This window comes from Nitratireductor sp. GCM10026969 (assembly GCF_042660605.1).
Classification (GTDB): Bacteria; Pseudomonadota; Alphaproteobacteria; order Rhizobiales; family Rhizobiaceae; genus Chelativorans.
Map to the genome: position 1 here is coordinate 1 of NZ_JBHSUM010000035.1, position 22,176 is coordinate 22,176.

Annotated in this window: 17 protein-coding genes, 1 pseudogene and 1 riboswitch; of the genes and pseudogenes, 7 read left to right on the forward strand and 11 right to left on the reverse strand. The window is 65.0% G+C overall.

Features of this window, described 5'->3' with window-relative positions; all coding sequences use genetic code 11:
• The 7 genes from ACFP9U_RS10045 to ACFP9U_RS10075 form a co-directional block, all read right to left on the reverse strand.
• Positions 1–194, reverse strand: a 194-nt coding sequence (locus tag ACFP9U_RS10045) for an FAD-dependent oxidoreductase (RefSeq protein ID WP_378621060.1), incomplete at its 3' end; no start/stop codon positions are given.
• A gap of 137 nt (positions 195–331) precedes the next feature.
• Complete coding sequence (gene thiC / locus ACFP9U_RS10050) at positions 332–2,161, reverse strand: phosphomethylpyrimidine synthase ThiC (RefSeq protein WP_378621062.1); 1,830 nt, start codon at positions 2,159–2,161, stop codon at positions 332–334.
• Positions 2,162–2,262: 101 nt separating this feature from the next.
• A riboswitch (TPP riboswitch) is annotated at positions 2,263–2,382 on the reverse strand.
• Positions 2,383–2,478: 96 nt separating this feature from the next.
• Positions 2,479–3,570 carry a DUF2793 domain-containing protein gene (locus ACFP9U_RS10055; RefSeq protein ID WP_378621063.1) on the reverse strand — a complete coding sequence of 364 codons (1,092 nt, stop codon included), beginning with the start codon at positions 3,568–3,570 and terminating at the stop codon, positions 2,479–2,481.
• Positions 3,571–3,814: 244 nt separating this feature from the next.
• On the reverse strand, positions 3,815–4,843 hold the full coding sequence (gene proX / locus ACFP9U_RS10060) for a glycine betaine/L-proline ABC transporter substrate-binding protein ProX (protein WP_378621064.1): 1,029 nt from the start codon (positions 4,841–4,843) through the stop codon (positions 3,815–3,817).
• A gap of 84 nt (positions 4,844–4,927) precedes the next feature.
• Complete coding sequence (locus tag ACFP9U_RS10065; RefSeq protein ID WP_322452755.1) at positions 4,928–5,860, reverse strand: ABC transporter permease; 933 nt, start codon at positions 5,858–5,860, stop codon at positions 4,928–4,930.
• Positions 5,861–5,896: 36 nt separating this feature from the next.
• The gene (locus ACFP9U_RS10070; protein WP_378621066.1) at positions 5,897–7,135 is read right to left on the reverse strand and encodes a quaternary amine ABC transporter ATP-binding protein; all 1,239 of its coding nucleotides are present in this window, start codon (positions 7,133–7,135) and stop codon (positions 5,897–5,899) included.
• A 303-nt stretch (positions 7,136–7,438) separates the two neighbouring features.
• Entirely contained in the window at positions 7,439–8,164 is a 726-nt protein-coding gene (locus tag ACFP9U_RS10075; protein ID WP_378621068.1) for a GntR family transcriptional regulator, read from the reverse strand.
• A 158-nt stretch (positions 8,165–8,322) separates the two neighbouring features.
• Here ACFP9U_RS10075 and ACFP9U_RS10080 point away from each other — a divergent pair, with 158 nt between their 5' ends.
• The 4 genes from ACFP9U_RS10080 to ACFP9U_RS10095 are packed head-to-tail and all read left to right on the forward strand — an operon-like array spanning position 8,323 to position 12,773.
• On the forward strand, positions 8,323–9,303 hold the full coding sequence (locus ACFP9U_RS10080; RefSeq protein WP_378621069.1) for a sialic acid TRAP transporter substrate-binding protein SiaP: 981 nt from the start codon (positions 8,323–8,325) through the stop codon (positions 9,301–9,303).
• 55 nt (positions 9,304–9,358) lie between these two features.
• Positions 9,359–9,916, forward strand: a complete 558-nt coding sequence (locus ACFP9U_RS10085) for a TRAP transporter small permease (RefSeq protein ID WP_378621070.1) — start codon at positions 9,359–9,361, stop codon at positions 9,914–9,916.
• A 9-nt stretch (positions 9,917–9,925) separates the two neighbouring features.
• Complete coding sequence (locus ACFP9U_RS10090) at positions 9,926–11,200, forward strand: TRAP transporter large permease (RefSeq protein WP_378621088.1); 1,275 nt, start codon at positions 9,926–9,928, stop codon at positions 11,198–11,200.
• 43 nt (positions 11,201–11,243) lie between these two features.
• Entirely contained in the window at positions 11,244–12,773 is a 1,530-nt protein-coding gene (locus ACFP9U_RS10095; protein ID WP_378621071.1) for a UxaA family hydrolase, read from the forward strand.
• A gap of 5 nt (positions 12,774–12,778) precedes the next feature.
• On the opposite strand, the gene ACFP9U_RS10100 is transcribed toward ACFP9U_RS10095, so the two are convergent.
• Entirely contained in the window at positions 12,779–14,551 is a 1,773-nt protein-coding gene (locus ACFP9U_RS10100; protein ID WP_378621072.1) for an SLC13 family permease, read from the reverse strand.
• A gap of 296 nt (positions 14,552–14,847) precedes the next feature.
• Between ACFP9U_RS10100 and zwf the strand changes: the two genes are divergently transcribed.
• Genes zwf through edd form a run of 3 tightly spaced genes read left to right on the forward strand, consistent with a single transcriptional unit; the run spans position 14,848 to position 18,850 of the window.
• Entirely contained in the window at positions 14,848–16,320 is a 1,473-nt protein-coding gene (gene zwf / locus ACFP9U_RS10105) for a glucose-6-phosphate dehydrogenase (RefSeq protein WP_322452748.1), read from the forward strand.
• Between the two features lie 2 nt (positions 16,321–16,322).
• Positions 16,323–17,039 (forward strand): 6-phosphogluconolactonase, encoded by a 717-nt coding sequence (pgl, locus tag ACFP9U_RS10110; protein WP_378621089.1) that lies wholly within the window; start codon positions 16,323–16,325, stop codon positions 17,037–17,039.
• Positions 17,036–18,850: a phosphogluconate dehydratase gene (gene edd, locus ACFP9U_RS10115; RefSeq protein WP_378621073.1), complete on the forward strand. Its 1,815-nt coding sequence runs from the start codon at positions 17,036–17,038 to the stop codon at positions 18,848–18,850. Before pgl ends, edd begins: the two co-directional genes overlap by 4 nt.
• A 25-nt stretch (positions 18,851–18,875) precedes the next feature.
• On the opposite strand, the pseudogene ACFP9U_RS10120 reads toward edd, so the two are convergent.
• The 3 genes and pseudogenes from ACFP9U_RS10120 to ACFP9U_RS10130 all read right to left on the reverse strand — a co-directional run.
• A pseudogene (locus ACFP9U_RS10120) lies at positions 18,876–19,063 on the reverse strand (NAD(P)H:quinone oxidoreductase); the annotation flags it as partial.
• A 42-nt stretch (positions 19,064–19,105) separates the two neighbouring features.
• On the reverse strand, positions 19,106–20,002 hold the full coding sequence (gene folD, locus ACFP9U_RS10125) for a bifunctional methylenetetrahydrofolate dehydrogenase/methenyltetrahydrofolate cyclohydrolase FolD (RefSeq protein WP_378621074.1): 897 nt from the start codon (positions 20,000–20,002) through the stop codon (positions 19,106–19,108).
• A gap of 93 nt (positions 20,003–20,095) precedes the next feature.
• Positions 20,096–21,877, reverse strand: coding sequence for a GumC family protein (locus ACFP9U_RS10130; RefSeq protein WP_378621075.1), 1,782 nt, complete (start codon positions 21,875–21,877; stop codon positions 20,096–20,098).
• Positions 21,878–22,176: the final 299 nt, after the last annotated feature.

Sequence of the window (22,176 nt, forward strand, 5' to 3'; positions counted from 1 at the left end):
CGGCCGAGTTCCACGACGGCGGGCTCGGCGGCCTCTCGCTCGCAAAACGGCGCCAGCATGCCGCCGGCAAGCCACGATGCCCCGCCGCCCGGCGCGGAGCTTTTCTCGATGACGATTACGTCGGCCCCGCCGATGGCCAGTTCATGGGCGACGGTCAAGCCCGCGACGCCGGCACCTTTGACGAGAATACGCATCAGGGGTTCTTTGCCAAAACAAGGATATGTGGCCAGCCGGACAGGCCCGCGCCCCGGCATACCCCCTCTGCCCTGCCGGGCAGAGGGGGATGAGAGCGCCAGTATTCGCGGGCACGGCTCGATCGATCCGGCTGCACCTAGGTTTCGTGCGTTTGCTCCGTCGCCTCCTCGACCGGCACGTAGAGCTTTCCGCCCTCGCGATATTTTTCCGCCATCTTCTCCATGCCCTCCTTCTGCGCCTCGGCGCGGATGTCGTGCGAGATGCGCATGGAGCAGAATTTCGGTCCGCACATGGAGCAGAAATGCGCCACCTTGTGCGCTTCCTTCGGCAGCGTCTCGTCGTGGAGCGCGCGGGCGGTCTCGGGGTCGAGCGAGATGTTGAACTGGTCCTCCCAGCGGAACTCGAAACGTGCCCGCGACAGCGCGTCGTCGCGGATCTTCGCCGCCGGATGGCCCTTGGCGAGATCGGCCGCGTGGGCGGCGATCTTGTAGGTGATGACGCCCGTCTTCACGTCGTCCCGGTCGGGCAGGCCCAGATGCTCCTTCGGCGTGACGTAGCAGAGCATGGCCGTGCCGAACCAGCCGATCATCGCCGCGCCGATACCGCTCGTGATGTGGTCGTAGCCGGGCGCGATGTCGGTCGTCAGCGGTCCGAGCGTGTAGAAGGGCGCCTCGCCGCAGATCTCGAGCTGCTTGTCCATGTTCTCCTTGATCTTGTGCATGGGAACATGGCCCGGCCCCTCGATCATCACCTGGCAGTCCTTCGCCCAGGCGATTTTCGTGAGCTCGCCCAGCGTTTCCAGTTCGGCGAACTGGGCCGCGTCGTTGGCGTCGGCGATCGAGCCGGGGCGCAGTCCGTCGCCCAGCGAGAAGGAGACGTCGTAGGCGCGGCAGATGTCGCAGATCTCCTCGAAATGCTCGTAGAGGAAACTCTCCTTGTGGTGATGAAGGCACCACTTGGCCATGATCGAGCCGCCCCGGGAAACGATGCCGGTCACCCGGTCAACCGTGAGCGGCACGTAGTGCAGCCGCACGCCGGCATGAATGGTGAAGTAGTCGACGCCCTGCTCGGCCTGCTCGATGAGGGTGTCGCGGTAGACCTCCCAAGTGAGCTCCTCGGCGATCCCGCCCACCTTCTCCAGCGCCTGGTAGATCGGCACGGTGCCGATCGGCACCGGCGAATTGCGGATGATCCACTCGCGAATGTTGTGGATATTGCGCCCGGTGGAGAGGTCCATCACCGTGTCGGCGCCCCAGCGCGTCGCCCACACCATCTTCTCGACCTCTTCCGCCATGGAGGAGGTGACGGCTGAATTGCCGATATTGGCATTGATCTTGGTCAGGAAGTTGCGACCAATGATCATCGGCTCGATTTCGGGATGGTTGATGTTGGCCGGGATGATCGCACGGCCGCGCGCCACCTCGTCGCGCACGAATTCCGGTGTCACGTGATCGGGAATGGCCGCGCCGAAGCTTTCGCCGTCGCGCTCGAGCTTTTCCTTCAGCTTTTCACGCCCGAGGTTCTCGCGGATGGCGATGAACTCCATCTCCGGCGTCACGATGCCGGCGCGCGCATAGGCGATCTGGGTCACCGCCTTGCCGTCGCGTGCCCGGAACGGACGGTTGCGCGTGGGGAACTCCGGCGTCAGCCGATCGCCGCTCACAAAGCCGTTGTCCTCCGGCTTGACGCTTCGTCCATCGTAGCGCTCGACGTCCCCGCGCGCCGTGATCCAGGTTTCGCGCAGACGCGGCAGGCCCTTTTCGATCTCAATCTGCGCCTCGGTGTCCGTGTACGGGCCGGACGAATCATAGACCGTTACCGGCGGCTCGCCGGCCGTCGGGTGGACGGCGATCTCGCGCATGGGCACGCGCAGATCGGGATGGTGCGTGCCGGGCTTGTAGACTTTGTGCGAGGCCGGCAGGGGACCGGTCGTGACTTCGGGTGTCGGCTGGTTGCGGGCATCCATGGCATGGCTCCTTCGCGCTTTGCACAGGAGACCCAGTTCTTGGAAGGATGAAGGAGAGGCTTTTTCTGATCTGTGGGCCTGAACCCGATGGGGCGGTTCCCCGAAAAGCCGTCGCACCATCCCTACGCCAGTATGAACTGGATCAGGTTCTAAGGGTCACCGCGCTACCTTTTAGGCCAGCGGTATCTCAGCCCGTTGTCCGGGCCCCCCTGGTGAAGACGTAAGTTTAGAGGCGATGGTGCGGGGCTTGTCAAGCGTCTCCGCCCCGTCTGAGTCTTTTCTGGGAGAGAGCCGGCGGTGCCGCCGGCATTGCGCCCTCAGTCGAAAACGACAAAGAAGGTGACCGTGAAGGCGGCCGGCCCGGGCTGCTCCACCACCTCGAAGCTGATGCGGTCACCGGCCGCGAATGCGAGCATGGCCGAATGGAAATCGGCAATCGCGTGCTGCCCTCCGCTGCCGCCATAGGAATGCGACAGGCGGTAGGAGGCACCCTGCCGGCCGCCGCTTTTCACCGCCTCCAGCGTGTAAGTTCCGGCGGTGCCCGACTGCTGACCCATCGTCGCCGCTACCACCTTGCCGGAAAAGGGCATGCAGGGGCCGTCCCCGATGGTCTGGCCGCTGCCGAAAGATATCCTCTGGCCGAGCGCGGAACCGTCCAGCCCGCCGGTAAAGGCGAGCGCCTGCGCTCCCAGCGTCCCAGCGCTGCTGCCCGTACCCCACAGGCCGCCGGGGAACTTCACCAGCCCGTTGTTGCGGTCGACCACCAGGGCCGTGTGGTAGGCAGCACCGTCCGGGCTCACCTTGATCGAGAAATCGTCGTTGCCCAAAAGCCCGAACAGGGCCCGCGCGCTCCAGGCGCTCTGGAAGATGAAGCCCGCATCCTTGTCCGCTCCCGCCTTGTTCACCGTGGCACGTATGTGGCCGGAGCCGGGCGTGACGTCGTCGTGCGAGAACAGGGCCGCGTCGGACTTGATGGCGAAGCGGTTTTGGCCATCGGCCGCCGTGTTGACGCCGATCATGGGAGCGACGCCGCTGGCCAGATCGTCGGCCGTGAGATTGCCGATCGTGTCCGTCCAGGCGCTGCCGTCCCACACGACAATCCGCGCCTCGTCCTCGACCCAGGCGAGCCAGCCGGTTCGTTGCACGAGCCTGATCCAGACGCCATCGGCGAAATAGGCGATGTTGGAGTCCCACCCCTCCCAGCCACCACTCGCGCCCTCGGCGACGATGTAGCGGTCACCCTCCTCGGGCGTATCGGGCGGCGCGGTCCAGTCGCGGTCGAGCACGGAAACCTGCGTCAGGCCGTCCAGCAGACGGATCGCCTCGTTGTGCGTCACGTGCTTCTGGGCCTGGCTTGGCATGATATAGGGGAGTTTCAACAGGGCGGTATTCTCCGGGTCGATGCTCATGGCAGCCTCGCAAGCAATTGTCGTCAGGCTGATCATAAGGCGCGCCGCCTATGCGGGGATAAACGGCACTCCGGACACATAAATCTGTTTTCTCAAGACTTTGTTTTTATTCTTTCTTTCACGGAGTCTGCGGGAGGACGACAAAAACTTTGTCCACGCCCTTTGTGGCTTCGCCCGGCGATGCCCGCCCATGAAAAAGGCCGGGCACGAAGGCCCGGCCTTTGCGGCTTGGATGGAGAGGCGCTTACTCCGCTGCCGCGCGGGCTTCTTCGAGCCAGTTGTCGACCTGGTCGCGATTCTCCTCGATCCAGGTCGAGGCCTGACCCTCGATGTCGTCGTCGCCCGCGTTCATCGCCGCGTTCTGGGCGAAGATGGCAGGCAGCGGGATCGAGACGGTTTCGAGGAGCGCGCCGACGGCCGGGTTCTCCTGGAGGAACTCGGAATTGACGACCGGCACGATGTCGTTTGCCGGGAAGCCGAGCGTGCAGGGGTCGGCCACGCAGCCTTCGACGCCTTCCAGCGTGGCGGCGTCTTCCAGATCTGCCATGTCTTCGGGCAGATTGACTTCCGGCACCTCGATCCACATGACGTCTTCGCCCGGCACCACCTCGTTCACCGTCCAGTTCGGCGTCCAGGTGTAGAAGAAGATGGATTCGCCGTTTTCATAAGCCGCGACCGCATCCGCCATGGAGGCGGAGTAGCCGGCCTTGATCGCGTTCACGTGGTCACGCAGGTCGTAGGCGTCCAAGTGATGCTCGATATTGACCTCGCAGCCCCAGCCGGGAGGGCAGGCCACCAGATCGGCCTTGCCGTCGCCGTTGCGGTCGAAAGCTTCCTTGACCTCGTCACGCTTGAAATCGTCCAGCGTCTTGATGTCGAATTCCTCGACCGAGGCCTTGTCGACGAGATATCCCTCAAGCGCACCGCCCCTGGCGACGGCACCAACGATCTCGGCACCGCTTTCAAAGGTGCTGCGATAGGTGTTGTGGAGCGGGAACCAGCCGTTGACCCAAAGGTCGACGTCGCCCTGGCTGACCGCCTGGTAGAAGGGTGGATTGTCGAGCGTCGTCGGGCCTTCCACCGTGTAGCCGAGTTCCTCGAGAAGCTGCTTGTAGATCTCGGCGTGGAACCAGCCCGTGTCCCAGGTGGCGCGCGCCATCTGGACGGTCTTGCCTTCGCCCGGCTGATCCTGCGCCACGGCGGGCGACAGCGAGCCGGCGCTCAGGAGAGCGGCGGCGGCGAGGGTTGGCACGGCTTTCTTTATCGTGAACATAAGCCTCTCCTTTCGTGTTCATTGGTGACCGCGGGCCGTAACCCGCATATCGCGACGGGACATCACCGCCCCGCTTCGGCGGGCTCAGTTGCCCGACTTCTTGGTTTCGCCCGTTGCGGCTGCGCGTGGGCGAAACAGCGAAACCAGTGTCTGGCGCAGCGACGGGGTCCGCACTCCGCTCTGCTCGCCGAGTGCTTGTGTGATGCGGTCGAGGATGATTGCCAACAGCACGATGCCGACCCCGCCCGCCGTCGCGCCGCCGACGTCGAGCCGGCCGAGGCCCGTATAGACGGTGAGCCCGAGGCCGCCGGCGCCGATGAGGGCGGCAATCACGACCATGGACAACGACAGCATCAGGGTCTGGTTGAGACCGGCCATGATGGTCCGCAGCGCCAGCGGGATCTGCACCTCCCACAGCATCTGCCAGCGGGTGGAGCCGAAGGCTTCCGCCGCCTCGACGAGATCGCCGCGCACGTTGCGGATGCCGAGATTGGTCAGCCGGATGATGGGCGGCAGGGCGAAGATGATGGTGGCAATGATGCCCGGCACCATGCCGACCCCGAACAGCATGACGATCGGCACCAGATAGACGAAGGAGGGGATCGTCTGCATGATGTCGAGGATCGGCCGCGTCACCGCCCACAGCTTGTTGCTGCCGGCGACGAGAATGCCGATGGGCACGCCGATGACCGCGCAGAACAGCACCGAGGTGACGATCATCGAAAGGGTCGTCATGGTTTCCGGCCACAGCCCGATCATGTCGATGAAGATGAGGGCGATGATCGTGAAGAGCGCCATCCCGCGCCCCACGGTGCGCCAGGCGACCAGCGCGAAGGCGGCGGTCGTCACCAGCATGGGCACGAACTGGAAAAATGCCTCGAACATGTTGAGCACGCCCGTTACCGGCACCTGCAGGGCGCGGAAGAACGGCCGGAAGTTGGGCACGAGGAAGTCGCGCACCAGGGTGTTGATCCAATCGTCGAAAGGGATGACCAGAAGGTCAGACGGACTAAACATGAGCGTCTCCGAAATGCGGCTGACTGGCAGGGGCGGTCACGATGCCGCCCGCGCTCCCGTTTCGCTTTGACCGGTCTCCTGCTGGGTAGTCTGCTCGTCCCCGGAAAGCTGAGCGAAGACGGCCTCGGGTTCGATGACGCCGATAAGTCGCCCCTTGCCGTCGAGAACGGCCACGGGCAGGCCCGTGCTCGCCAGCCCGTAAAGTTCGTGCAGCTGAGCGTCTTCCACCGCCGAAGGATAGTCCGTGACCAGCACGTCCGCCAAGGTAGTGCCCGCCTCGCCGTTGCCGCGCGCGGCGGTCGAAAGATCCTGATAGCTGACCACGCCGGCGACCTTCTCGCCGTCGAGCACGTAAACCGCCGTGCGGTTGCTCTCTTCCATCGTCTGGAGCGCGTCCTCGGCGCTGGCCGAAAGCTGCACCGCCGCAGGCGCGTTGGCGACATGGCCCGCGGTGAAGACGCGCCCGCGGTCGATGTCGGCCACGAAGGCGGCCACGTAGTCATCGGCCGGATTGGAGACGATTTCCTGGGCTGTGCCCACCTGGACGAAGCGCCCGTCCTTCATGATGGCGATCCTGTCGCCGAGCATCAGCGCCTCGTTGAGATCGTGCGTGATGAAGACGATGGTCTTCTTGAGCTTCTTCTGCAGGCCCAGAAGCTCCTCCTGCATCTCCCGCCTGATCAGCGGATCGAGCGCGCTGAAGGGCTCGTCCATGAGCAGGATCGGCGGATCCGTCGCAAGCCCGCGGGCAAGACCCACGCGCTGCTTCATGCCGCCGGAAAGCTCCGAGGGATAGCTGTCGGCCCAGGCGGCAAGCCCGACCTGGTCGAGCGCCGCGAGCGCCTTCTGGCGCCGCTCGGCGGCACCGACGCCCTTGATCTTCAGGCCGTAGCCGACGTTTTCGGCGATGGTCTTGTGGGGAAACAGCGCGAAGTGCTGAAAAACCATGGCGATCTTGTTGCGGCGGATGCGGCGCAACTGTTCGGGCGAGCAACTGGCGACGTCGTCCTCGTCGATGAGGATGTGCCCGGAGGTGGGCTTGATAAGCCCGTTGAGCATGCGAACCAGCGTCGACTTGCCGGAGCCCGACAACCCCATCACCACGAAGATGTGCGCTTCCTCGACATCAAAGGTGGCATCCTGGACACCGACCACCTGTCCGGATTCTTCGAGGATCTCCTCCTTTGTCTGTCCCCGTTTGAGACGATCCAAAGCGTCCTGCGGGTTGTCGCCGAAGATCTTGTAGACGTCCCTGACTCGTAACTTGGGTTCCATCTTTCCTCTTTTTTCGGCCGCTCGGACAAGCGGAATTACGCCCTGAACAATATCGACGCGGCTGGCATGAATGTAAAAGAAACACCGGCTAGAATCGACTCCGATTCCAACCATCCCCTGATTGATGAGTTTTTATTTGCCGGGATGATAGGATGGGCGATGCCATGATTCAACCGTAAATCGCTGCTGTGCGCCTGCACCGTTCATCGCACCCGGCGCGCCGCGGGTCGTTGCGCGGCCGTGCTGCAGTTCCTCCTGCCACCAGCCCCGAACGTGGGCGTATGTTCCGGCAGCTACGGGAAATCACGGGCGACCGTCGGCGGAGGGGGCGGTCAGGTCCGCGAATACCTCGGGGTGCTTTCTGCAGAAGATCCGCAGTTCCGTCAGCACGGCATCGATATGCGCGACCATGGCCGCGCGGGCATCGTCCGGTCGTCCCGCCTCCAGCGCCGCGACGATCTGCACATGCTCGCCATAGGTGACGGCATGGCGGCGCGGCGAGCCGAGCAGCCGCCGCACCCGGTCCAGCGACAGCCGTACGCTTTCCGTGATCGCCCGAAGCCGGGGAAAGGCGAGCGCTTCGACCATCCGGTCATGGAGGGCAAGGTCCAGCGCGTGGAAGTCTTCGCGGTCATCGGTGTCCACCGCAATCTTTTGCCGGCGCAAGTTGTCCTTGAGCTCAGCCAGGAGGTCGGCGTCGCCGCGTCGCGCCAGCGCCTCGGCCACCTCCGCCTCCAGCGCCCGGCGCATGAACAGGTTCTCTTCCGCGTCCGAAAGGCGGATGAGAGAGACGCGCGAGCCGCTCTGCGGGCGGACATCCACAAGCCCCTCCCGCTTCAGTCGGTTCAGGGCCTCGGAGATGGGAAAGCGGGAAACGCCGAAGCGGGCTGTCAGCACCCGCTTGTCGAGTTGGGCGCCGGGTACCAGTTCGAGGGTCACGATCGATTGGCGCAACGCATTGGCGACATGATCCGTCGCCCCGCCTCTGCGGGTTGCGATGGCTGGTGAGAATTCGGTGCTTGATGTCATACTAGCATGTTAGTAGGGTTTTCGCGGCTTGAAAATCGTGGCCGTTATTGCGGTCCCCGGTCGGCGGCGGGATTGGAGGATCCTGCGTATGCATGCATCGTGCGGCTGTCGGACGACCGGGCATGTTTAAGTCGTATGGTTCAAAGGGAGGAGTACCAGTGAAGAAGAAGCTCACATATTCGCTCGCCGCCGCCCTGGTGGGCGGTGTTTCGTTTGCCGCGCTGCCCGCTTCGGCCCAGACGGTGCTGAAATGGGCGCACGTCTACGAGGCGGGCGAGCCTTATCACACCTGTGCCGTCGAGGCATCCGACAAGCTTATGGAGGCGACGGACGGGCGCTATTCCATAGAGGTGTTTCCGGCGTCGTCGCTCGGCAAGGAGGTCGACATCAACGAAGGTCTCGGCCTCGGGACAGTGGACATCATCTACACGGGCCAGCTCTTCGCCGGCCGCGCCTACGGGCCGATCGCCATCGGCGGCGCGCCCTACATGTTCCGCGATTACGAACATTGGGACAAGTTCCGCAATTCGGAACTCTTTTCGGAACTCGCTCAAGGCTATGAGGAGGCTTCCGGCAATCACATCACCTCGCTCACCTATTACGGCGAGCGCCATGTTACGTCGAACAAGGAGATCAACACGCCTGAGGACATGGAAGGGCTCAAGATCCGCGTGCCCAACGCGCCGCTCTACATGATGTTCCCCAAGGCGGTGAACGCCAATCCGACGCCCATCGCTTTTGCCGAGGTCTATCTTGCCCTTCAGCAGGGCACCGTGGATGCGCAGGAGAACCCGCTGCCGACGATCGAGGCGAAGAAGTTCTACGAGGTGCAGGACCAGATCACGCTCACCGGCCACATCACCGACGCGCTTCTGACCATCGTCGGCGGTCCGGTCTGGAATTCCCTGGACGAAGCCGACCGCGAGGCCTTCGACCGCGTGCTGGACGAGACGGCCGAATGCGCCACGCAGCAGGTGATCCAGAAGGAGGAGGAACTGGTCGAGGGATTCCGCGACCAGGGCGTGACGGTCAACGAGGTCGACCGCGCCCCGTTCCGCGAGGCGACCGTGAAGCTGCACAACGGCGAGGACGCCACCTGGGATCAGGACATCTACGACCGGCTGCAAGCAATCCAATAGGCTTGTTCCTCCCGCGCCGCCCGGGCGGCGCGGGATTTCCACCGAGGCTTTTTCCATGTCCGACAATGACAGCCGTTTCGGCGCGGAGCCTGCCGCGCCCGTTCACGACGACGAGGATCTTTCCGACCTGCGGGCCGAGGACAGCCTCGTCATTGTCGTCTTCTGGGTGCTCGCTTTCGTCGTCTTTCTCCAGTTCTTCACCCGTTACGTGCTCAACAACTCTCTGGGCTGGACGGAGGAGATCGCCCGCTTTCTTTTGATCGGCGTCACCTTTCTGGGGGCCATCATCGCGGTTCGCAAGGAAAGCCATATCGCCGTCGAACTGCTCTATCGCTATCTGCCGCGTCGGGCGCGTTTCGGATTGCAGATCTTTGCCGACCTGGTCTCGATCGTCTTCTTCGGCGTCACCGCCTGGCTGTGCAGTCAGATGGCCGGGCGCACGCAGCAGATGATGGTGTCCATCGACATCCCCAAATCCGTCATCTACTGGATGGTCGCCCTCTGCTTCGTCGCCATGACGGTGCGTGCCGTCCTAGTTCTGCTGCGTCATTTGCGCACCGGGACGAGCCGGCTCGTCGATCCCGAGTCCTTCCAACAGTCCGGGGCGCTTTGACCCATGTTGCTGACGATTCTCTTCGTTGCTCTTTTCGGCATGATCGTCCTCGGCATTCCCGTGGCGATCGCGCTTGCCGGCGCCTCGGCGATCTTCATCTTTCTGGATGGGCGCATTCCCGACATGGTGGTCGTCCACCGCATGGTGAACGGCGTCGATTCATTCCCGCTCCTGGCCGTTCCCTTCTTCATCCTCGCCGGCAATCTCATGAACACCTCGGGCATCACCGAGCGCATCTTCGACTTCGCCAAGGCGATCGTGGGATGGATGCGTGGCGGTCTGGGCCACGTGAACATCGGCGCCTCGGTGATCTTCGCCGGCATGTCCGGCGCGGCGGTCGCCGATGCGGGCGGCCTCGGCGCCATCGAGATCAAGGCCATGCGCGACGCCAAATACGACCCCGGCTTTGCCGTCGGCATCACCGCCGCGTCCTCGACCATCGGCCCCATCATCCCGCCGTCCCTGCCCATGGTGATCTACGGCGTGGTCGCGGGCGCCTCGATCGGTCAGCTCTTCGCCGCCGGTCTCATACCCGGGCTGCTGATGGCCTTCGCCCTGATGATCATGGTCGCGTGGTACGCGGTCAAGCGCAACTACCCGCGCGACCAGGCCTTCCGCTTCTCGGTCCTGTGGATCACCTTCCGGCGTGCCTTCCTGTCGCTGCTCACGCCGATCATCATCGTCGGCGGCATTCTGTCCGGCGCCTTCACGCCGACCGAAGCCGCGATCGCCGCCTGCGTGTGGGCGCTGTTCCTCGGCCTCTTGGTCTATCGCACATTGTCCTGGCGGCGGTTCCTGCGGGTCTCCTTCGACACCATCGAGACCACGGCGGTGGTGCTCTTCATCGTCGCCGCCGCCTCCATATTCGCATGGATCCTCACGTCGAACCGCGTTCCGGAGCACTTTGCTTCGCTGATCCTCGGTTTCTCGGAAAGCCCCGTCGTCGTGCTGCTGCTCATCAATCTGATCCTGTTCGCCGTCGGCTGCTTCATGGAAACCGTGGCGGCGATCACGATCCTGGTGCCGGTGCTCCTGCCGATTGCGCTGAAGATGGACGTCGACCCCGTGCATTTCGGCGTTATCATGGTGCTCAATCTGATGATCGGCCTCTTGACGCCGCCGGTGGGCATGGTGCTTTACGTGCTTTCGCGCGTCTCGAAGGTGCCTTTCGAGCGCTGCATGGCGGCCACCTTGCCATTCCTGGTGCCGTTGTTCGTGGTGTTGATGCTGGTCACCTTCCTGCCGGCCTTGACCATGTGGCTGCCGACGCTGTTTTACCGCTAGAGAACCCGAATGATGGCGGCTTGCGGACCGCCGGAGACGAGACATGATGATGGACAGCCGGCCGCCTTTCCTGCGGCTCAGCCAGAATGACAATATCGCGGTCGCCGCGCGCAAGATCGAGGAGGGCATGCCCCTCACCGGCGCCGTGCACGCGCTCGAACGCATCCCTTTCGGCCACAAGGTGGCGCTCGAGCCGGTGGAATCGGGGCAGGCGGTGCGCAAGTTCGGCCAGGTGATCGGCTTCGCCAGCAAAGCGATCCGGCCGGGCGAATGGGTGCACGAGCACAATCTGGAGATGGGCGATTTCGAGCGCGATTACCGCTTCTGCCAGGACGCTCAGCCGGTCAACGTGCTGCCTGTGGCCGAGCAGGCGACCTTCCAGGGATACCGCCGTGCGAACGGCCGCGTCGGAACGCGGAACTATATCGGGATTCTCACCAGCGTGAACTGCTCCGCCTCGGTCGCCCGCTTCATCGCCGAGGCGGCCATGCGTTCGGGCATGCTCGACGATTTCCCCGATGTCGACGGCGTCGTCTCCTTTACCCACGGAACGGGTTGCGGGCTCGCATCCTCGGGCGAGGGATTCGACCTGTTGAAGCGCACCCAGTGGGGTTATGCCAGCAATCCGAACCTCGGCGGCGTGCTGATGGTCGGGCTCGGCTGCGAGGTCTTCCAGATCGCCCGCCTCAAGGAGCTTTACGGGCTGGAGGAAAGCGACACATTCCGCTCCATGACAATCCAGGATACCGGCGGCACGCGCCGCACCATCGAGGCGGGTCTGGAGCGCGTGCGCGAGATGCTGCCCGTGGTCGGCGCCCACAAGCGCGAGACGGTGCCGGCCTCCGAGATCACCCTTGCGCTGCAATGCGGCGGCTCCGACGGCTATTCGGGCATCACCGCCAATCCGGCGCTGGGCGTGGCCGCCGACATGCTGGTGCGCAACGGCGGCACGGCGGTGCTTGCCGAAACGCCGGAGATCTACGGTGCCGAACATCTGTTGACCCGCCGCGCTATCAGCCGCGAGGTCGGCGAGAAGCTGATTGAGCGCATACACTGGTGGGAGGACTACACCGCCCGCCACAAGGGCGAGATGAACAACAATCCCTCGCCGGGCAACAAGCTGGGTGGTTTGACGACCATCCTGGAGAAGTCGTTGGGTGCGGCCGCGAAGGGCGGCTCAACCCCGCTTGCCGCCGTCTACGAATATGCCGAACGGGTATCAGAGAAGGGCTTCGTCTTCATGGACACGCCCGGCTACGACCCGGTCTCCGTGACGGGGCAGGTGGCCGGCGGCTGCAATGTCGTCTGCTTCACGACCGGCCGCGGCTCCGCCTATGGCTGCAAGCCCTCGCCATCGATCAAGCTGGCCACCAGCTCCGCCATGTACGAGCGCATGGCCGAGGACATGGACGTCAATTGCGGCGATATTCTCGACGGTGTCACCCTGGAGGAGAAGGGCCGCCAGATCTTCGATGAGGTGCTGGCCGTCGCCTCCGGCAAGCGCACCAAGTCCGAGCAGCTCGGCTACGGCGACAACGAGTTCGTGCCGTGGCAGATCGGCGCGGTGATGTAACGGTTCTACAACGGCCAGAAGAACAGGATCGCCGGAACGCCGACGGCGATGATCATGATCTCCAGCGGCAGCCCCATGCGCCAGTAGTCGCCGAAGCGGTAGCCGCCGGGGCCCATGATGATCGTGTTGTTCTTGTGCCCGATCGGGGTGAGGAACGCGCAGGAGGCGGCGACGGCCACGCCCATCAGAAAGGGATCGGGCGAGACGTCGAGCGCCCGGGCGACCGACAGCCCGACCGGGGCTGCGATCAGGGACGTGGCCACGTTGTTGAGGAAATCGGACAGCGTCATGGTGACGACCATGAGGATCGCCAGGATAGCCCACGGCGGCAGCGTGCCCGCCTGGGCGACCAGCCCCTCGGCGATGAGCCGCGTGCCGCCCGATTCCTCCAGCGCCAGACCGAGCGGAATGAGCGAGCCCAGAAGCACGATCACCGGCCATTCGACCGCCTCATAGACCTCGCGCGCGCCGATCACGTTGAACAGCGTGTAGATGATGACCGTCGCGGCAAGCGCTATCGAGAGCGGCACAAGCCCGATCACGGCAGCTGCCACGGCGGCTGTGAAGACGCCGATCGTGAGGAACGCCTTTCCGCGCTGGATCACGTTGTGGCTTTTCTCCGCCAGAGGCAGCACACCCAGCCACTCGGCGGCGTCCGCCACGCGGCTTTCCGGCCCCAGGAGCAGCACCATGTCGCCCGGTTTGATCGGCAGATTGCGCACGCGTTCGCGGAAACGCCGGCCCTGGCGCGACACGCCGAGCAGCGCCACGCCGCGGCGATAGAGCAAACGCAGGTCCAGCGCCGTACGGCCGACCATGCGGGCGTTGTCCGGCACGATGGCCTCGACCAGCTTCAGCGATTTCCCCGTCAGGCTTTCGCTTTTGCCGGAGCCGGGCGTGCGCAGCTTGGCCGCGCCGATAAAGGCTTCGACGGATTGCGGATCGCCCTCGATAACGATGAGATCGCTCTTGCGCACCTCCTCGCCGGCGGCGAATCCGGGCAGTCGCTTGCCGCGGCGCACCAGGCCGAGCACGGAGACGTCGTGTTTGTCGGCGAGCGGATAAAGCGCGCCGAGCGGCTTGCCGATTGCCTCCGAATCTTCCTTCACCCTGGCCTCGACCACGAACAGCGCCGGCTCGCCGCTTTCCCCGATGGTGGCCGCCGCGTCGGGCTTCGGAATAAGACGCCAGCCGATCGTCGTGACGAAGGTGATGCCCGCGAGCGCACAGACGAGCCCGACGGGGGAGAAGTCGAACATGGAGTATGGCTCCCCCAGCGCGCGTTCGCGGAACTGGGCGACGACGATGTTGGGCGGTGTGCCGATGAGTGTGATCATGCCGCCGAGGATCGTGGCGAAGGAGAGCGGCATCAGCGAGGCGGAGACGGCCCGTTTCGCCTTTTTGGCGGCCTCCAGATCGAGCGACATCAGCATGACCAGTGCTGCAACGTTGTTGATGATGGCCGAAAGCGCAGCACCAACCACCGACATGATGCCGATATGGGTGGGGAGCGACCGGTCCGTGGACAAGACGAGACGGGCGACGAGCTCGACCGCTCCGGCATTCACCATCGCCCGCGAGACGATGAGCACCAGGGCGATGATGATGACCGCCTCGTGCCCGAAGCCCGCAAAGGCGTATTCCGCCGGCACCACCCCGCCGATCACTGCGATGACCAACGCGGCAAAGGCCACCAGATCATAACGCACGCGCCCCCACAGAAGGAAGATGAAGACGACGCCGAGCAGGCTGAAGAGAAAGATCTGGTCGTAGGTCATGAGAAATGGCAGCGTTCGCAGACGAGGAGGGATCTTTTCAGAATTGGCCTACCAGATACCATGTGCGGCATCCACCTTTCCCGTGGTAGGCGAGACAGGCGGCGTACGGCGCGTCGTTTCAAACCGTCCGTAGCCGCTTGCAATGTATCAATCCGCACTTATCCTTCGGGCGAGCACGGAAGGGCCGGTCTCGAGACGATCTACAGCGCGTCCCCTGACAAAAATGGTGGGGTGGCGTTTTTAAATCGATTAGACTAAGAGGCTCTCCATAAGCTTGAAAGCGCAGCGGAGCGACAATGACCAGCCAGACGATTCCGGTCGAGCCCTTCGACCTCGTGGTGTTCGGCGCCACGGGCGACCTTTCCGAGCGCAAGCTTCTCCCCGCGCTCTATCAGCGCGAGCGCGCCGGCCAGTTTTCGGAGCCGACCCGTATCATCGGTTCCTCCCGGTCCGAGCTCAGCGACAGCCAGTTCCGTGCCTTCGCAAAGGAGGCGATCGCCGCGCATGTGGCGAAGGCCCATGTCGACGAAGCCGAGCTCGCCCGTTTCCTGGAACGGCTCTTCTATGTGCCGACGGATGCCAAGTCGGGCAAGGGCTATGACGATCTGAAGAAGAAGATCGGCGACAGCAGCCATGTCCGCGCCTTCTATCTTGCCGTGGCGCCGGGCATATTCGGCGATATTGTCGACAATATCGACCGGCACGGCCTGGCGACGCCGACCGCGCGCATCATCGTGGAAAAGCCGATTGGCCGCAGTCTCGAGACGGCGCGGGAGGTCAACGAGACCATCGGCCGCGTCTTCGACGAGGCACGGATCTTCCGCATAGACCACTATCTCGGCAAGGAGACGGTGCAGAACCTGATGGTGCTGCGCTTCGCCAACGCGCTTTACGAGCCCTTGTGGAACTCCGCCCACGTGGACCATGTGCAGATCACGGTCGCCGAGTCCGTGGGAGTGGAAGGCCGCGCCGACTATTACGACAAGGCCGGAGCGCTGCGCGACATGGTGCAGAACCATATGCTGCAGCTTCTGTGTCTTATGGCCATGGAGGCGCCGGCCTCGCTGGATGCGGATGCGGTGCGCGACGAGAAGTTGAAAGTGCTTCGCGCGCTGAAGCCAATCGACCCGCCGGCGTCCGAGCGGGTGACCGTGCGCGGACAGTACCGCTCCGGTGCCTCCAACGGCGGGGCGGTCAAGGGCTATCTGGAGGAACTGACGGGCGGCGTGAGCGACACCGAGACGTTCGTGGCGATCAAGGCGGAGATTGAGAACTGGCGCTGGGCGGGCGTGCCGTTCTACCTGCGCACGGGCAAGCGGCTCGCCGCCCGCGTCTCCGAGATCGTCATCCAGTTCAAGCCGATCCCGCACTCGATTTTCGGCGAGCAGGCCGGCCGGGTTTTCGCCAACCAGCTCGTCATCCGCCTGCAGCCGGACGAGGGCGTCAAGCAGTGGATGATGATCAAGGATCCCGGCCCCGGCGGCATGCGCCTGCGTCACGTGCCTCTGGACATGAGCTTTGCCGAGTCCTTCCGCGTGCGCAATCCGGACGCTTACGAGCGCCTGATCATGGACGTGATCCGCGGAAATCAGACGCTGTTCATGCGCCGCGACGAGGTGGAGGCGGCCTGGCGTTGGATCGATCCCATCGTCGCCGCCTGGGAGGAACGAACTCAGGGTGTGCAGGGCTATACGGCCGGCACCTGGGGCCCGTCGGCGGCCATTGCGCTCATCGAGCGCGACGGACGAACCTGGCACGAGAGCATATGAGCATGACCCCGAACTGGCAGGAATTCGCCTCCGGCCAGGATCTGGCGGAGGAACTGGCTGATACCGTGGCGCATAATCTGGCCGAGGCGATCTCGGCGCGCGGCACCGCCCTGATGGCGGTCTCCGGCGGCAGCACGCCGCCGCCCTTCTTCCGGGCCCTTTCCCGCCGCAAGCTCGACTGGGCCCGCGTGACCGTCACGCTTGCCGACGAGCGTTTCGTGCCCACCGACTCGGAGCGTTCCAATGCCCGCCTGGTCGCCCGGCACCTTTTGCAGAACGAGGCGGCGCGAGCTGCTTTCGTCAACCTCTATCACGCGTGCGACAGTGTCGAGGAAGCCGCCGGACTGGCCGACCGAGCGGTGGGCACGCTGCCGCTTCCGTTCGATGTCGTGGTGCTGGGCATGGGAACGGACGGCCACACGGCATCGTTCTTTCCCGACGCCGAAAACCTTACGGAGCTGTTGACCCCTGCATCCGGGAGGTACGTGCTGCCGGTGCATGCGCCGGGCGCGGGCGAGCCGAGGCTGACCCTGTCGATGCCCGTCGTCCGCCAGGCGCGTTTCATGGTGCTCCATATCGAGGGAGCGAAAAAGAAGGACGTGCTCGAGGCCGCCCTGGCGCAAGATGCCGGCCCGCTCCTGCCGGTCCGTGTTGTCCTCGATCACGCCGCCACGCCTGCCCAGATCTACTGGGCGCCGAAGGAGGATCGCAGAACATGACCGCGAAACGAGAGATCGAAGCCGTCACGGCACGAATCCGCGAGCGTTCGCGCGCCGGCCGCGAAGCCTATCTCGCCCGCCTCGACGAGGCGGCTGAGAAGGGCCCGCACCGGACGGTGCTTTCCTGCGGCAATCTCGCCCACGGTTTCGCCGCCTGCGGGCCGCATGACAAGGCGGCGCTCTCCGGCGACACGGTGCCGAACCTCGGTATCATCACCGCCTATAACGACATGCTCTCCGCGCATCAGCCCTACGGGCCGTACCCGGACATCATCAAGGAAGCGGCGCACGAGATCGGCGGGGTGGCGCAGGTGGCGGGCGGCGTGCCCGCCATGTGCGACGGCGTCACCCAGGGCCAGCCAGGCATGGAGCTGTCCCTGTTCTCGCGCGATGTCATCGCGCTGGCGGCCGCCGTCGGCCTCTCCCACAACATGTTCGATGCTGCCGTCTATCTCGGCATCTGCGACAAGATCGTGCCGGGGCTGATGGTAGCTGCGCTCAGCTTCGGCCATCTGCCCGCGATCTTCATTCCCGCCGGCCCGATGACCAGCGGCCTTCCCAACGACGAGAAGGCCAAGGTGCGCCAGCTCTTTGCCGAAGGGAAGGTGGGGCGCGAGGCACTGCTGGAGGCCGAATCGAAATCCTACCACGGACCCGGTACCTGCACCTTCTACGGCACGGCGAACTCGAACCAGATGCTGATGGAGATCATGGGCCTGCACATGCCGGGCTCCTCCTTCGTCAATCCCAACACGCCGCTGCGTGACGCGCTGACGAAGGAAGCGGCAAAGCGTGCCCTGGCGATCACCGCCCTCGGCAACGAGTTCACGCCCGTCGGCCGCATGATCGACGAGCGCTCGATCGTCAACGGGGTAGTCGGGCTGAACGCCACCGGCGGGTCCACCAACCACACGATCCACCTGATCGCCATCGCCGCCGCCGCCGGCATCAAGCTCACCTGGGCCGACATTGCCGAGATCTCGGCGAACGTGCCGCTGCTGGCGCGCGTCTATCCGAACGGGCTTGCCGATGTGAACCATTTCCAGGCCGCCGGCGGGATGGGCTTCCTCGTGCGCGAACTGCTCGATGCCGGCCTCTTGCACGAGGATGTCCAGACGGTCTGGGGACCGGGGCTCAGGCCCTATGCCGTCGAGGCAAGGCTCGGCGAGGACGGCACGGTGACGCGCACGCCGGCGCCGGAAAAAAGCGGCGACGAGAAGGTGCTGGCCCCCTTCGCCAAGGCGTTCCAGCCGACCGGTGGCATCCGCGTATTGAAGGGCAATCTCGGCCAGGCCATCATCAAGACCTCCGCCGTGAAGGTCGAGCATCGCGTCGTCGAGGCGCCGGCCATCGTCTTCGCCGCCCAGGAGGACCTGCAGGCGGCCTTCAAGGCGGGCAAGCTCGATCGCGACTTCATCGCCGTCATCCGCTACCAGGGGCCGAAGGCCAACGGCATGCCGGAGCTGCACAAGCTCACGCCCTTGCTCGGCGTCCTGCAGGACCGGGGGTATCATGTCGCCCTGGTGACGGACGGACGCATGTCCGGCGCCTCGGGCAAGGTGCCGGCGGCGATCCACGTGACCCCCGAAGCGCTCGACGGCGGCGTCATCGGCAAGGTGCACGACGGCGACATGGTCCGGCTTGACGCCGAGGCCGGCACGCTGGAAGTGCTGGTCGCGGAAGAGGAGCTTTCGGCGCGAACGGTCGAGGAGGTCGATCTTTCGCACCGCCACTTCGGCCTCGGCCGGGAGCTGTTTGCCGGTTTCCGTGAGCTCGCCGGCCGGGCCGATGCGGGAGCCGCCGTCTTCTGAAAAGTTACGGCGGAGCGCCGCCGCTTCAGGCGGCGGGAGACCGCAACGCCGTATTCTCGGCAAGCAGTCCGGCGATCAGGGCGATGTGGCGCCCTTGAAAGCGGGCGCCCGCCAACTCGCTGGCGCTCGGTGCGCGATAACCGCCGTCTCGGCGCCCGCGAGCGTCGTCGCGCCATAGGGCGTGCTGCCGGTAATCTGCTCCATCCGCTTCTGCCTGATGGCGTCAACGCCCGCCTGGGCTGGTGCGGTACCGGTTTAGAGGGAGGGCGGCACGCGGCCGTTGGCGCGGCAGGCCGAAACCAGCGTGTTGGCCATCAGCATGGCGATGGTCATCGGGCCGACGCCGCCCGGCACGGGCGTGATCGCCCCGGCGACTTTTTCCGCTTCATCGAAGGCGACGTCGCCGACGAGCCGCGTCTTGCCTTCGCCTTTTTCCGGTGCCGGAATGCGGTTGATGCCCACGTCGATCACCGTGCCGCCTTCTTTCACCCAGTCGCCGCGCACCATCTGCGGCCGGCCGACCGCCGCCACGAGAATGTCCGCCGAGCGGGCGACGGCGGGGAGGTCCTTTGTCCGGCTGTGCGCGATGGTGACGGTCGCGTTGGCGGCTAGAAGCAGATTGGCCATCGGCTTGCCGACGATGTTGGAGCGCCCGATCACGACCGCGTTCAGGCCGGAAAGATCCGTCCCGCGCGCGCGTTTGAGGAGCAGCATCGCGCCCGCCGGGGTGCAGGGCACGAAGGTGCTCTCGAGCGCACCCGTCCCCAGCTTGCCGACATTGATGAAGTGAAATCCGTCGACGTCCTTTTCCGGCGCGATCGTCTGGATGACGCGGGCCGAATCGATGTGGCCCGGCAGGGGAAGCTGCACCAGGATCCCGTGAATGGCGGGATCGGCGTTCAGCGCCTCCACGAGAGCAAGAAGCTCCGTCTCGGCCGTTTCCGCCGGCAGCGTGTGCTGCACGGAATGGAAGCCGCACTCCTTGGCCCTCTTCGACTTGGAGGCGACATAGACCTGGCTGGCTGGATCGTCGCCGACAATGACCACAGCGAGGCCGGGCGTAATCCCCTCCTCGGCGAGCGCGGCCGTTTCCGTCTTCACTTTCTCGACGACTTTCGCCGCCGCCGCCTTCCCGTCGATGAGCTCAGCCATGCACCCCTCCTGTCTCGGATCGCTCTGCAATAGGCAGCAAAACACCCTCGGGGCAATCCCGAATCTGCGCCGCATTCTGACGCATCTGCGAAGCTATCCGGCGCGGCGGGTGCGCCTTTCGGCCAGCGCGTCGATCTCGTCCCGAAATGCCCGCAGGCTGTGGCGAAGGTCCTCGATGGAAACCGTGCCTTCTTCTTCCCACCCGCCATGGGCGGGGTTGCTTGCCGCGGGAAGGGGATGACGGCGGCCGGTATGGGTGGGCGAGGGCGGCATGGGATCGAAGCCGTCATCGCCGTAGCCTCTCTGGTCTTCTCCGTGCGCCCGCACGGGACCGGGATCCGCCGTCCCACCACGCCGCCGCTTGGCTGTGTTCTCGCGCAGGCTCGCGACCGCGCCCATGCCGGCGCCGAGGAGAATGCCGGCCAGGAAGCCGAGGAAGGTTGCCGCCAGGACGATCGACGTGCGGCTGATCCCGCTCGGCAGCAGGGGTGGTGTGGCCTCGGAGATGATCGCTACATTCGCGGTTTCGAGGTTGCGTTGCTGCCCTGTCTCGCGTGCGCGCAGCAGGAAGGATTCATAGACGGAGCGGCGGGCAGCGGCCTCGCGCTCCAGTTCGCGCAGGCCGACCTGCTGGTCCTCCAGTGCGTTTTTCTCGGCCTTCATCCGGGCAAGGCGCGCCGCCAGGTCCTGTTCCAATTCGACGGCGCGCCGAAGCTCGACCTGGATGGAAGCCGTCACGCGCCGCAATTCCGCGGAAATCGCCTCGCGCAGGCCGGCAAGCTCGGCCTGAACGGTCTGATTGTCGGGATGGCGCGGGCCGAGGCGGACCGCCGCGCGGTCGGCCTGTTGCTGCAGGACCGCATATTGTGAAAGCAGCTCCGTCATTACAGGCGAGGCGACCTGTTCGGGCAGGGCGCCGCCCAGCACCTGGTCGACGCCCAGTTCCCGCATCGAGGAGATGCGCGCATTCAGTTCCGCGGTGCGGCCACGCGCTGTCGAAAGCTGTTCGTTCAGGCGCACGATCACGTCATCGGACATGAGGCGCCCCTGGGCATCGAAGAGCCCGTGCTCGGCTTTGAAATCGGCGACGGCCTGCTCGGCCTGCTCCACCTCGGCACGCAACTCGTCGAGCTGGCTGCTGATCTCGGTATTGGCGCGGCCGGCCACGGCCGCCTGAAGCTCGTTGGATGTTTCCAGGTAGACCTCGGCCGTCGTGCCGGCGATCAGGGCCGATTTGTCGGGGTCCTGCGTAGTGACGCCGATGTGAATGATGAAGGTGCGCGGGTTGCGTTCCACGTTCAGGCTCTCGGCCAGGTTCTGGACGGCAAGCGCATGCCGCACGATATCGCTGCTGTCGCCGCCGTCGCCGAAGGAGAGGAGCGCACGCGGATTGGTGAGCTTGCCCAAAAGGCCGCCGCCCTGGCCGTTGAACTCCGGATCGTCGGCAAGCTCCAGCCTCTCCGCCACCTTCTTCAGCACCGACCCGGAGCGGATGATACTCACCTGGTTTTCGATCAGTGCCAGCGTGGCGTCGGAGGGCAGGGCGCCGCCCGTCAGCTCGCGGTCCACGAGCTGCAGGCTGCGGGGATCGAAAAGGAGTTCGGTCGCGGAGTAGTATTCCTTGGGCGTGGCGAGCGCGACCATGACGCCGATCACGGCGCCCATGAGCGTCGTCAGCACGACGATCCGCCTGGCGCGCCAAATACCGTCGACCACGCGCACCGGGTCGATCAGCGGGTTCCAGTAGGGACCGTCGTCGGTGCCATATGGGCCGGGCGGTACGGAACGGGTGCGCTGCGGATCCGGTTCGAGGACCGTTTGCCGGCCTGGCGCTTCCGGCGCGTCGCTGAGCAGGCGGGCCTTGGCGCGCCGCAAGAAGGCGCCCGGGCCGCGGGAGCGATCGTCACCCGAGCCCGCATTCACGCTCCGCGCGCGCTGTGGTTCCTGCGCCGCATCGGTCTTTTCGATAGCTGGCTCATCGCCATCCCGTTGCCGCCGGGAAAGCAGTGATCGGCCAGGCCGATCCTTTCGGTCGTATTCGGATTCGAACATGGAAACCGTTGCCTCGCTCGGGCGCGCACCCCAAACCCTGCGCTTATGTTAACCCAAGCTAAAGGGACACGGAAAACAAATGGTTAACATGGAAACTTCAGCGCACACGGCAGATTAAGCTT